General features: G+C 66.4%; 9 protein-coding genes. 2 read left to right on the plus strand and 7 right to left on the minus strand.

The window, feature by feature from the left end; all coding sequences use genetic code 11:
- Positions 1-554 precede the first annotated feature (554 nt).
- From WIN67_RS18140 to WIN67_RS18160, 5 genes are all read right to left on the minus strand, one after another.
- Complete coding sequence (locus tag WIN67_RS18140) at positions 555-2309, minus strand: acyl-CoA dehydrogenase (RefSeq protein WP_339069755.1); 1755 nt, start codon at positions 2307-2309, stop codon at positions 555-557.
- A 59-nt stretch (positions 2310-2368) separates the two neighbouring features.
- On the minus strand, positions 2369-3610 hold the full coding sequence (locus WIN67_RS18145; RefSeq protein WP_339069756.1) for a thiolase family protein: 1242 nt from the start codon (positions 3608-3610) through the stop codon (positions 2369-2371).
- Positions 3607-5490 (minus strand): feruloyl-CoA synthase, encoded by a 1884-nt coding sequence (locus WIN67_RS18150; RefSeq protein WP_422394620.1) that lies wholly within the window; start codon positions 5488-5490, stop codon positions 3607-3609. The genes WIN67_RS18145 and WIN67_RS18150 overlap by 4 nt, the downstream gene beginning before the upstream one ends.
- 146 nt (positions 5491-5636) lie before the next feature.
- Positions 5637-7085 (minus strand): aldehyde dehydrogenase, encoded by a 1449-nt coding sequence (locus WIN67_RS18155; protein WP_339069760.1) that lies wholly within the window; start codon positions 7083-7085, stop codon positions 5637-5639.
- Positions 7086-7181: 96 nt separating this feature from the next.
- Positions 7182-8012: a p-hydroxycinnamoyl CoA hydratase/lyase gene (locus WIN67_RS18160; RefSeq protein WP_123394413.1), complete on the minus strand. Its 831-nt coding sequence runs from the start codon at positions 8010-8012 to the stop codon at positions 7182-7184.
- 207 nt (positions 8013-8219) lie between these two features.
- On the opposite strand from WIN67_RS18160, the gene WIN67_RS18165 reads away from it, so the two are divergent.
- Entirely contained in the window at positions 8220-8708 is a 489-nt protein-coding gene (locus WIN67_RS18165) for a MarR family winged helix-turn-helix transcriptional regulator (RefSeq protein WP_042940954.1), read from the plus strand.
- Positions 8709-8763: 55 nt separating this feature from the next.
- Here the strand turns inward: WIN67_RS18165 and WIN67_RS18170 are convergent, their stop codons facing one another.
- On the minus strand, positions 8764-10086 hold the full coding sequence (locus WIN67_RS18170; protein ID WP_339069764.1) for an OprD family porin: 1323 nt from the start codon (positions 10084-10086) through the stop codon (positions 8764-8766).
- A 331-nt stretch (positions 10087-10417) separates the two neighbouring features.
- Between WIN67_RS18170 and mhpT the strand changes: the two genes are divergently transcribed.
- Positions 10418-11629, plus strand: a complete 1212-nt coding sequence (gene mhpT / locus WIN67_RS18175) for a 3-(3-hydroxy-phenyl)propionate transporter MhpT (protein ID WP_123394416.1) — start codon at positions 10418-10420, stop codon at positions 11627-11629.
- An 82-nt stretch (positions 11630-11711) separates the two neighbouring features.
- On the opposite strand, the gene WIN67_RS18180 is transcribed toward mhpT, so the two are convergent.
- Positions 11712-12719, minus strand: a complete 1008-nt coding sequence (locus WIN67_RS18180) for a zinc-dependent alcohol dehydrogenase family protein (RefSeq protein WP_170003650.1) — start codon at positions 12717-12719, stop codon at positions 11712-11714.
- Positions 12720-12883 lie beyond the last annotated feature (164 nt).

Below are 12883 nucleotides of genomic sequence, written 5' to 3' on the forward strand. Positions count from 1 at the left end.
TTCGGCCAGGACCCGAAGCGCAACACCCAAAGAACCTGTGCACACAGACAGCCAGCGCGCGCCAGCCAGGCGGCTGCACGCCGTCGATAAGACATTCATGGCGAAACCCTTTTTGTTGTTTTTATTGCCGACGGCCAGGAGGGCTCCTGCCATCGCCAGGTCGCCAATAAAGCGCTTAATGGATCCAATAACAAGAGACGAACGGGCTGAAACGGCTGAGCAAAAGGTCCCAGGCCAACCAGGGTCGGGGTTAATTTCCATAGGGATCAAATGCTTAGGTACCCGACAAGGCACCGGGATTAGCGGGCGATTATCGACCAGCACCGTTCGGGCAGGCGACGAGCCCCACTACCAGGCTCACGGCCAAACAAGCCTGTGGCGAGGGAGCTTGCTCCCGTTCGGTGGCGCAGCCGGCGCAAAGGCTGCTGGCACGCCAGGCCGGAAAACCCTCGAAGGCCGCAGATGGGGGCGCTGCGCACCCCAGCGGGAGCAAGCTCCCTCACCACAAGGTTCGGTTCAGGCACTCTACATTGGATCCAATAACCCGCATCACCTCAGATAAAGGCCAGCGCCGCCTGCGCGCTGCGCACCGCCGTCATCCGTTGCTCGACCTGGGGCAACAGGTAGCTGAAAAAGAACCCCGCCGTCGCAAGCTTGGCCCCGCGCAGCGGATCGCCCTCGGGCAGATTTCGCGAGACCCGCGCCGCCCGGGCCCAGGCCAGCGCCAATAGGCTCAAGCCACACAAGGCGAGAAAATCCCCCGCCGCGCGATACGGGTACTCGGCATCCTCCAGCGCCCACTGTTGCACCTCGCCTACCAGCCCCTGCAATGCCTCGGCCAGATCCGTCAACGGCCGGGCAAAGCCCGCGCATCCGGCCACCGCGGCGCCCTGCCCGGCCTCATCGCGCAGTTGCTCAAGCAACAGCGCGAAGCCCTGCCCGCCATCCCCCAGCACCTTGCGCAGCAGCAGATCGTTGGCCTGAATCTCGTTGCTGCCTTCGTAGATCATGGCGATACGGCTGTCGCGCAGGGTCTGCTCGATGGCGAACTCGGCGACGTAGCCGTAGCCGCCAAAGACCTGCAAGGCGTTGCTGGCCTGGCGAAAACCCTGCTCGGTAAAAAAGGCCTTGATGATCGGCGTCAGCAGTTGCGCCAGCTGATCGGCCTGGCGCCGGGCCAGTGGCTCGGGGTGATGCTCGGCCTGATCCAGCAGGTGCGCGACCCAGTAGCCGATGGCCCGCAAGCCTTCGCTGGTGGCGCGCAATTCCAGAAGCACGCGGCGCATGGCCGGGTGGTAGCGAATCGGATCGGCAGCCTGGGCGGCGCCCCCGGCGGGGCGCAATGGCGCACGCATCTGCTGGCGTTCACCGGCGTACGCCAGGGCGTTCTGCCACGCCGCTTCGACATGCCCCAGGCCTTGCAGACCCACGTGCAGACGCGCCGAATTCATCATCACGAACATCGCCGCCAGACCGCGATTGGCCTCGCCCACCAACCAGCCCTGGGCCGCATCGAACACCAGGGAACAGGTGGCGCTGCCCTTGATCCCCATCTTGTGTTCGATGCCGTCGCAGCGCACGCCGTTGTCCTGGCCCTGCTCCAGGCGCTTGGGCACCAGGAACAGCGAGATCCCCCGGCTGCCCTCGGGCGCGTCCGGCAACCGGGCCAGCACCAGGTGCAGGATGTTGTCGGTGAGGTCGTGCTCGCCACCGGAGATGAACAGCTTGCTGCCGCTCAGGCGATAACTGCCATCGGCTTGCGGCTCGGCCCGACAACGCAGCAGGCCGACATCACTGCCAGCCTGGGGCTCGGTCAGGCACATGGTGGGCAGGCTCGCGCCGCTGATGATCGCGGGCAGGTAGCGCTCCTGGAGCCAGGGCGCGCCGTGGGTCTTCAGACACAGGTAGGCGCCGTGGGCGATGCCGGTGTACATGGCCCAGGCATGGTTGCTGGCGTAGAGCATCTCTTGCAGCGCCGCGTCCAGCAGTTGCGGCAGGCCCTGGCCACCCAAGGCTTCGGCGCAGGCCAGGGCCGGCCAGCCACCCTCGACATAGGCCCGATAGGCCTCGGCAAACCCCTCTGGGGTGCTGACCTGTCCATCCGCCCACCGGCAGCCCTGGCGATCGCCGCTGGCATTCAGCGGCGCCAGTACGCCCTGGCTGAAACGCGCCGCCTGCTCCAGCACCTGCAGCGCCAGGGGCAGGTCCAACGCCTCGAACGCCGGGCTGCGACGCCAGGCTTCGGGGGCCTCCAGCCAGTGCTCAAGGACAAATTGCATATCGCGCAGCGGCGCCTGGTAGCTCCACATGGGGACACCTCATCGAGTAGAAATAGAGTGGCCCGCCAGGGACGGCGGGCCGATCGGGCTCAAGCGCGCCAGGCCGGGTTTTCGATCAGCAGCGCCATGCCCTGGCCACCGCCCACACAGGCCGCGGCGATGCCGTAGCGCAGGTTGTGCTCGCGCAGTTGCCGGGCCAGGGTCAGCACCAGGCGCAGGCCGCTGGCGGCCAGCGGATGGCCCAGGGCCAGGGAGCCGCCCTGGACATTCAGCCGATCGCCGTCCAGTTCCAGCTCCCGGGCCACGGCCAACACCTGGGCTGCCTGGGCCTCGTTGATTTCAAGGCGACCGATCTGCCCAAGGCTCAGGCCACTGCGTTGCAACAGCAGGCGGATCGCCGGGGCCGGACCGATGCCCATGAACTCCGGCGCCACCCCGACCACCGCGCTGGCCCGCAACAGCGCCAGGGGCCGGTCGCTGCACGCCGAGGCCCGCCCGACCAGGGCCGCCGCCGCGCCATCGACCACCGCGCAGCTGTTGCCGGCGGTCTGCACCCCGCCTTCGTGGATGGTTCGCAATCGCGCCAGGTCAGACCGTTCACTGGGGCGCGGATGGCTGTCCTGGCTGACCCTCTCGACCCCGCGCGGCAGGCGAATGCCGCGCGCTTGATAGCCGTCGAGTTCGAAGCGCTGCTGGCTCACGGCGACGATTTCCGCCGCGAACCAGCCCGCTTGCCGAGCGGCCAGGGCCCGCTGATGACTGTCGCAGGCGTAGCCATCTACGGCTTCGCGGGTCAGGCCGTAACGCCGCGCCAGGTTGTCGGCGGTGGCGATCATGTCCAGCCCCGGCGCCGGGTCGTACAGCGCCTCCCATAAAAAGTCCTTGAACTGCACCGCCGCTCCCAGGCGAAAGCCGCCGCGATGGGTGTAGGCGGCAATCGGGTTGCGCGACATCGACTCACTGGCCACGCACAACGCCAGTTGCACCTCGCCGCGCAGTTGCTCGGCGGCCTGACGCAACAGCTCGAAACCGGTGGCGCAGATGCGCTGCACCCCCAGGGCCGGCACCGCTTGCCCGACCCCGCTGTACAGGCCGATGTGCCGGGGCAGCAGGTAGGCGTCGAAACTGGCCTGGGCCATGGAACCGGCCAGCACGCTGTCCACCGCCTGCGGCTCGATGCCGGCCCGGGCCAGGACCTCGCGCCCGACCTTGATCCCCAGGTCGATCGGCGAGATCTCGGCCAAGTCCCCGCCGAGGTCGACCCAGGGCGTGCGCACCGCCTCAAGGATCGCCACATCGGCAAACCCGCTGTACTGCCCGGCACCGCTCATGGCTTGGGCTCGGCGCGCAGGATCGACGGCTCGCGGCCGCGATACAGGTTCTCGACCTGCTCGGCGCGCCACTGCAGCACCGCGCGCTGATTGATCGAGCCCTTGTCGGTGATCTCCCCACGGTCGATGGACGCCGGCTCCACCTGCAGCGCGATCCACTCCAGGCGGCTGGCATTGCCGCTGGCCTCGCGATTCAGGCGCTGCAACCAGTCGCCGAACCACTGGCGCACCGGCGCGCTGGCCAGCACCTGGGCCTCGCTGGCCTCGGCGCCCAGCCCCGCCAGCCGCCGGCACTCATACAGGCGCGGGAACACCAGGGCCCCCAGGCACTCGCGGTCGGGGGCGGCCACCACCAGGTCCTGGACATAGGGCGCGCCTTCGAGCACCGCGCGATTGCGCAGCGGGCCGACGCTGACGAACACCCCGGACGACAACTTGAAGTCTTCGGCGATGCGCCCGTCGAACATCAGCCCCAGTTGCGGGTCGGCGGCGTCGGCGAGCTTGAGCGCATCCCCCGAGCAGTAGAAGCCCTGGGCATCAAACACCTCGGCGGTCTGCTGCGCCGCGCGCCAGTAGCCGGGCATGATGTGCGGCCCGCGAAAACGCCCTTCGAGCTTGCCATCCACCGGCACCAGGCGCACTTCGCAACCCGGCGCCGGCAGGCCGATGTAACCGGCCATCGACAGCGGCCCGGTGGTGAAGGTGCAAGACGGCGCGGCCTCGGTCATGCCGAGCCCGGCCATCATCCGGATGCGTTCGCCGCAATGCTGCTCGGCGACCCGGTCCAGGCGATCCCAGACACTTTGCGAAAGCCCGGCGGCGGCGAAGAAAAACAGGCTCATGCGCTTGAAAAAACACTCGCGCAGCTCGGCATCCAGCTCCAGGGCGTTGACCAGTTCCTCCCAGCCCTTGGGCACGGTCAGGTAGGCGGTGGGGGAAATCTCCTTGAGGTTGCGCAGGGTTTCAGCGAAGCCCTGGGCCGTGGGCTTGCCCTCGTCCAGGTAAAAAGTGCCGCCGTTGTAGAGCACGATGCCGACGTTATGGCTGCCGCCGAAGGTGTGGTTCCACGGCAGCCAGTCCACCAGCACCGGCGGCTCTTCACCGAACACCGGAAAGGTCTGCAGCAGCATCTGCTGGTTGGCGCAGAGCATGCGCTGGGTGGTGATCACCGCCTTGGGCAGCTTGGTCGAGCCCGAGGTGAAGAGAAACTTGGCGATGCTGTCAGGGCCGGTGGCGGCAAAGGCCGCATCGGCCTCGGCGCCACCGGGCTCGGCCAGCAGGCTGGCGAAGCTCGCCTGGCGCCGCCCCGGCACCTGGCCACGCACGCTGATCAGCGGCGTCTCGGGCGGCAGCACCGCGTCGATGGCCCGCTGGTAGGCGCTGGCGTCGCTGACGAACACCAGCCCCGGCTGCAACAGGTCGCAGACATGGCGCAGCTTGGCAAAGTCCTGGGACAGCAGCGAATAGGCCGGCGACACCGGGCAATAGGGAATCCCGGCGTACATCGCGCCCAGGGCCAGTTGCAGGTGTTCGATGTCATTGCCCGAGAGCAGCGCCAGCGGCTTGTCGGCCGACAGGCCGTAACGAAGCAGGCCCTGGGCGATGGCGCGCACGCTGTCGAGCATCTGCCCATAGCTGACAAGGCGCCAGTCGCCACCGGCCTCGCGGGCGGCAATGAAGGTCTGCTCGGGGCGCACCCGGGCCCAGTGCAGCAGGCGATCGAGCAAGCGATCGGGCAAGGGCGCCAGCGGCTCCAGCGAGCGCATGTGCAGCACGCCCTGCTCTTCACTGACGGCAACCGCCGGCCGGCCAATGGACACCTGGCGATAACGCGGCGGCTCGGCCACGGGTGGGGATGGCGCTCTGGATTGGCAACTCACGTACATGTCCTCCATCAAGGCACGCCTGCGCCGCGCACTCGGGGGCGACAGCTGGCAAGCGTGGCAGCCGCTGGCTGCGGCCTTGTTATTGTTGTCTGGCCTGTACACGAGCGCGGTCGCAAAAGCACCGCGCCCGTGGCGACGGATCAGATCGGGTAGTGTCGCGGGCCGTGCTGCAAGGTGACCCAGCGCAATTGGGTGAAGTGCTCGATCGAGGCCTTGCCGCCAAAACTGCCGTAGCCGCTGGACTTGACGCCGCCAAACGGCATCTGCGCTTCGTCGTGCACGGTAGGGCCGTTGATATGGCAGATACCCGACTCGACCCGTTGCGCCAGGGCCAGGGCACGCCCGGTGTCGCGGCTGAAAATCGCCGCCGACAGGCCGAACTCGGAATCGTTGGCCAGACGCAACAGCTCTTCATCGCCGCTGCCACGCAGCAGCACCGCCACCGGTCCGAAGGACTCCTCGCGGTACAGGCGCATCGACTCGGTGACGCCGTCGAGCAGGGTCGGCTGCAGGATACTGCCGTCCAGTTGCCCGCCCACCACCAGCCGCGCGCCCTGCTCCAGTGCGTCGTCGATCAGCGCCTTGATGCGTGCCCCGGCACTGACATCCACCAGCGAGCCGAGCAGCGAGTCCGCGGCCGACGGGTCGCCGGCACGCAAGGTCGCGACCTTGGCCGCCAGCTTGGCGACAAAGGCATCGGCGACCTTGGCATCGACGATCAGGCGCTCGGTGGACATGCAGATCTGCCCCTGATTGAAGTAGGCGCCAAACGCTGCGGCCGCCACGGCGGCGTCCAGGTCGGCGTCGTCCAGCACCAACAGCGGCGCCTTGCCGCCCAGTTCAAGCAGGGCCGGCTTGAGGTGGCGCGCCGCCAGTTCACCGACAATCCTCCCGACATGGGTCGAACCGGTGAAGTTGACCCGGCGCACCGCCGGGTTGGCGATCAGGCGCTCGACAATCGCCGCGGCATCGACCGGGGCATTGCTGATGACGTTGACCACGCCATCGCCCAGGCCGGCATCCTGCAGCACCTGGCCGATCAGCCGGTGCACCGCCGGGCTCAGTTCGGAGGCCTTGAGCACCACAGTGTTGCCGCAGGCCAGGGGCATGGCGATGGCCCGAGTGGCGAGAATCACCGGGGCGTTCCACGGGGCGATGCCCAGCACCACGCCGCAGGGTTGGCGCAGGGCCATGGCGAAGCTGCCGGGGACATCAGAGGGAATGACTTCGCCGTTGATCTGGGTGGTCATCGACGCCGCTTCGCGCAGCATGTTGGCCGCCAGGCGCACGTTGAAGCCGTACCAGTTGGCCATGGCCCCGGTCTCGCCGGCGGCGGCGATGAACTCGCCGCTGCGGGCCTGCAACTGCTCGGCGGCCTTGAGCAGGCGACTGCGGCGTTCGTTGGGGGCCAGGGCCGCCCAGGCGGGGAATGCAGCCTGGGCTGCGGCCACGGCAGCGTCGGCATCGTCCAGGGTCGCGGCGGCCACGCGCGATACCACAACGCCGGTCACCGGGTTGCGGCGTTCGAAGGTTCGACCGTCGCCGGCGGGGCGCGACTGGCCACCGATCAGCAGGGGCACGTCCAGCATGGTGATTCCTCTTGTTGTCTTTGTCGGGAATGCAGCACAGCGGTGTAGCAGTGGCGCGGCGAACAGCGGGAGGCGCCCGCCGTTCGCCGGCCGGACTCAGCGTTTATACGCCTGCAGGCCGGGCTTGATGCTCTTGTCGTCGAGAAACTGCTTCATGCCCTGCTCGCGGCCGCCTTCGGTGTCCAACAGGCGCGACTGATCGAGCTTGGCGTACAGGTAGTCTTCGTTCTGCTCCCAGGTCAGCTCGCGGCAACGCTTGAAGCCATGCTTGGCGGCACGCAGCACCACCGGGTTTTTCTCCAGCAGGTTGCGCGCCAGCTCAATGGTCACCTCACGCAATCGAGCCAGGGGCACGCTGTCGTTGACCAGGCCCATTTCGGCGGCTTTCTGCCCGCCGAAAGTCTTGCCGGTCATGATGTAGTACAGCGACTGGCGATGGCCCACGGTGTCGGCCATGGCCTTGCTCACCAGGTTGCCCGGCGGGATGCCCCAGTTGATTTCCGAGAGGCCGAAGGTCGCCTCGTCGGCGCAGATCGCCAGATCGCACGCCACCAGCGGGCTGAAGCCGCCACCGAAGCACCAGCCGTTGACCATGGCGATGGTCGGCTTGGCGTACATGCGCAGCAGTTTCCACTGCCACTGGGAGGCTTCGCGGCGGATTTTCTCCTGAAGGATCTCCGGCCCGGCATCCACCTCGCGGAAGTATTCCTTGAGGTCCATGCCGGCGGTCCAGGCCTCGCCGGCGCCGGTCAGCACCAGCACACCAGCGGCCGGGTCCTGTTCCAGGGTTTCCAGCACGTCGATCATTTCCCGGTTCAGGGTCGGGCTCATGGCGTTGCGTTTTTCCGGACGATTGAGAATGACCCAGGCAATGCCGTCTTCGATTTCGACCTTGACCGTTGTCCAGCGACCTTCGTAGTTGCTCATGGCGATGCTCTCTTGTTCTGGCTTGAAGATGGATCGAAATTAAACCGCGAAATTAGTTATGTCAATTAACTATTAATTGAATTAACCATTTTCCTACCCCTGGATAAAATCCTTCTGCAGCGACTGCCAGCACAGGCAAACGTAGCTATCAGCGGCCGACCCCGGCAAACTGGATAGCCTTGTTAACCGACCCAGGATGTTTTTGTCATGGCCAAGCCCGCTCCCCTCGCCGACCCGCGCGAGGCCCCACCCGCCAACGCCGAGGTTCAGGCGCCGCTGGATTCGGCGCTGGACGAACTGATTGGCTACGCCATGCGTCGCGCCCAGCTCAAGCTGTTCCAGAACCTGATCGGCCGGCTCTCGGCCCACGACCTGCGCCCCGCGCAGTTCTCGGCCCTGGCAATCATCGACAGCAACCCGGGGCTGATGCAGGCCGACCTGGCTCGCGCCCTCGCCATCGAGCCGCCGCAAGTGGTGCCCCTGCTCAATAAACTGGAAAGCCGCGCTCTGGCGGTGCGGGTGCGCTGCAAGCCGGACAAGCGCTCTTACGGGATATTCCTGAGCAAGACCGGCGAAACCCTGCTCAAGGAGCTCAAGCAGATCGCCGCGCAAAGCGACGTCGACGCCACCTCGGCCTTGAGCGCCGAGGAACGCGAAGAGCTGCTGCGCCTGCTGAAGAAGGTGTACCAGGACTGAAGCCAAGGTGCCGGCACAGGGCCGGCACGCTGAGGCAGCCAGGCTGCTGGCGGGCTTACCAGATCGGCAAGGTGTAGAGCACCAGGAAGCGGGTCTGGTTTTCATCGCGAAACGCCGCGCCCGCCGGGAAGTCATTGCGATAGATCGACTTGCGCGCCACCAGCCCGAGGTTCTTCAGCGGGCCGCTCTGCAGCACGTACCCCAACTCCATCTGAAACTCGCGCTCCTTGCGCTCGCTGGCATTGAAGGCCGCCAGCTCGATATGGTCGCCGCGCACGTAACGCAGCCGACTCTTGAGCCCGGGCACGCCGGAGGCGGCAAAGTCATAGTCGTAGATGGCTTGCCAGGTGCGCTCCTTGGCATTGAGAAAGTCCGAACTCATGGTCAGCTCGCTCATGCCCATCAACTCGGTGCCGGAGATGTAGGGCGTGGCCGTGTCGCCACTGGAATGCATGTAGCCCAGGCTCACCCGGTGCCCGCCGAACTTGTAGCCAAACAGCGCCGAGAGGTTGCGGTTGTCGACCCGGCCGGCCTTGGCACTGCCGTCTTCCCGGCTGAAAAAACTGCGCAGATCGCTGCTCAGCACGCCATCGCCCAGGGGCAGGTTGTGCAGCAGGGCCAGAGTGTCCTGCTGGTAGAGGTCGACCACCTCGGCGTGATAGGCGCGCAGGCTGAGCGCCTTGTTGACCTGGTAATCGCCCCCCAGGTACGCCAGGTGCGAGGTGCTGGCCGTGGCATTGAACCGCCGGTTGGGCGAGGCAATGGTCATGGCCTGGTAGTCGGTGGAGTCGCGCTTGTTGATGCGGTCGATATAGCCGGTATTGAGGGTCAGGCCGTCGATGTCCGTGGAGCTCAGGGTGGTGCCGCGAAAGGTCTGCGGCAGCAGGCGCGACGGGCTGGCAAAGGCGAACGGCAGGAAGATCGAGACATCGCCGGTCTTCACCGTGGTCCGGGCAAAGCGCAGTTTGGCGGTGGGCGCCAGCCGCGAGTATTCATCCACGGCGCGCTTGTCGCTGGCCGACACCGGCAGCAGCTCGGTGCCGCTGCGGTCCGGCGAGGAGTCGAGCTTGACCCCCAGCAGCCCGCGCACATCGAGGCCGAAACCGACGCGACCCTCGGTGAACCCCGACTCCATGTTCATGATGAAACCCTGGGCCCACTCCCGCGCGGCGGTCTTCGCCCCACCGTCCTGGTAGTCGCGATCCAGGTAGTAATTGCGCAGGGTCAGGGTGCCGTGGCTGTCGTCAATAAAACCCGCCGCCCAGAGTGGAGCGGGCAACAGGCTCAAGCCCAGCACGGCCAGAGCCAGCCGCGTGGGGAGACTGGGCATACAGGAAGCTGACGCCGCCGCAACGGCGTTGGTTGGGAGATTTGGCATGTCCGATGTCCATTTTTTGTTGTTGTTTTAGGTGTCGAGCGCGGGCCTGGCAGCCGACGTCACGGACAGAGAATGGAAACAGCCCAAGCCTTACGTCAACCTCAAATGACCGATAATCGAACATTAATAATATTATCTATTTTTACGTCGAATCATGATTATTGATTTAACTAGCTGATTTTAATTCCTTTATTTACGTTTATCGATGAAATTAAGGCGCTATTCATTTTTTAGTTATCTTTGTTATCTTAATCGCCAGCCACCAACGCCGGCGCGTTCAGGCCCGGCGTCCAGTTGGCCACCACAACAAAAACAACAATGAGGTTTGCCCATGGACAGTCCATCGCGTCGTTCGACGCTGACCATCGCTTTGTGCTTTATCGTTGCACTGATCGAGGGGTTCGATCTGCAGGCGGCCGGCACCGCCGCTGCCGGATTGCGCCAGAGCTTCGCCCTGGACCCGAAGATGATGGGCTGGGTGTTCAGCGCCGGAATCATCGGCCTGCTGCCCGGGGCGTTCTTCGGCGGCTGGGTCGCCGACCGTATCGGGCGCAAGAAGATCCTGGTCGGCGCGGTGTTGCTGTTCGGCCTATTCTCGCTGTGCACGGCCTACGTCGAGAGCTATTCGAGCCTGCTGCTGGTGCGCTTCATGACCGGCCTCGGCCTGGGCGCGGCGCTGCCCAACCTGATCGCCCTGTGCGCCGAAGCGGTGAGTGAACGCCGCCGGGGCACGGCCATCAGCGTCATGTACTGCGGCGTGCCCCTGGGCGGCGCGCTGGCGGCGGTGGTGGCGATGTTCTCCAGTGAACATTGGCAGACCACCTTCATCATCGGCGGCCTGGCGCCGCTGCTGGTGGTGCCGCTGATGGCCTGGCTACTGCCGGAATCCACTGCCTTTCGCCAACACAGCGCCAGCGCCGACAGCCGCCGAGCCTCCACCACCCAGGCACTGTTCGGCGAAGGTCGCGCGCGCACCACGCTGGCCCTGTGGCTCAGCTACTTCTTCACCCTGACCGTGATGTACATGCTGCTCAACTGGCTGCCGTCGCTGCTGCTCGAACAAGGCTTCAGTAAACCCCAGGCGGGCCTGGTGCAGATGCTGTTCAACATCGGCGGTGCCCTCGGCTCACTGCTCGGCGGCCTGCTGCTGGACCGCTGCAACGGGCTCAAGGTGGTGCTGTTCGTCTACGCCGGGTTGCTGGCGGCGCTGGCCGGGGTCGGGCTGTCGGTGGGCATTGCGCCCATGGCCGTGGCCGGGTTTGCCGCCGGGCTGTTCGTAATGGCCGCGCAATTGGTGCTCTACGCGCTGGCACCGCCCTCCTACCCGACCGCGGTGCGTGCCACCGGCGTCGGCGCTGCCGTGGCCATCGGACGCCTGGGCTCGGTGGCCGGGCCCCTGGCCGCCGGGCAGATCCTCGCCGCCGGCGCCGGCACCGCCGGGGTCCTGCTGGCCACCTCGCCAGGGCTGGTCATCGCCGCCCTGTCGATCCTCACCGTCATCGCCCGGGCCAACGCCACGCCCGAACTCAAGCCGGCGCATTGAGCCGAGGCGGCAATGCGAGCCAACGCCACACCTGGGCGGCGGCAACGTCCAGAGCCACCCGGGCGTTGCCGCGCACGACGCCTTAGAACGTCAGGCAGATTTTCCCCAGGTGCGCGCCCGAGGCTTCATGGGCGAAGGCCTTGGCGATCTCGGCCAGGGGGAAGGTGCTGTCGATGATTGGCTTGATCCCCGTCGCCTCCAGGCCACGAATCATCTCCACCTGGTGCTGGCGACTGCCGACGATCAAGCCCTGCAGGCGCTGCTGCTTGGCCATCAGCGCCGCGGTCGGCACCGGTCCGGCCCAACCGGTGAGCACGCCGATCAGGGCGATATGCCCGCCGATGCGGCAAGCCGTGATGGACTGCGGCAAGGTGCCCGGACCACCGACTTCCACCACATGGTCGACGCCTCGGCCGCCAGTCAGCTTGAGCACTTCGTTGCCCCATTCAGGCTGGGTGCGGTAGTTGAGGGTGTGGTCGGCGCCCAGCTCGCGAACCTTGGCCAGCTTGGCGTCCGACGAAGAGGTGGCAATCACCGTAGCGCCCATGGCCTTGGCCAGTTGCAGGGCGAAGATCGACACGCCGCCGGTGCCCAGTACCAGCACGGTTTCCCCGGCCTTGAGCCCGCCGTCCACCACCAGGGCACGCCAGGCCGTGAGACCGGCGGTGGTCAGGGTCGCCGCTTCGGCATGGCTGTAGCCCTTGGGCGCATGGGTGAACCAGTGGCTGGGCTGGATCACCACTTCACGGGCATAACCGTCGACGCCATCGCCCGGGGTGGTGCTGAAATCGGCAATCGCCGGGCCACCGTCATGCCAGTGGGGGAAGAAGCAGGAGACCACCGAATCCCCCACCTGGAACTCCGTGACCCCGGCGCCCACCGCTTCCACCACCCCGGCGCCGTCGGCCATGGGAATCCGCCCGTCGGCGGTGGGCAGTGCGCCGGTCACCACCGCGTAGTCGTGGAAATTCAGGGAACAGGCATGCAGACGCACGCGGATCTGCCCGGCGCCGGGTTGCCCGGGATCGGCCAGTTCCACGATTTTAAGGTTGTCCAGGGATGCCGGCAGGCTGAGCTTGATGGCTTGCATGGGATGCTTCTCCACAGATCGATAATCATCAGGGGGCTAACCCTACCACCAATACCGGCTATCTGTAGCCGCTGCCGAAGGCTGCGAACGGCTGCGCAGGAGACGCAGGTTTTCAGTGCCGCTAGAGGCTCGGCTCGGGACTGCCAAGCAAGGCCCTGCGGGCC

Origin of the sequence: Pseudomonas idahonensis, from assembly GCF_037903935.1 — a bacterium.
Lineage (GTDB): Bacteria > Pseudomonadota > Gammaproteobacteria > Pseudomonadales > Pseudomonadaceae > Aquipseudomonas > Aquipseudomonas danubii.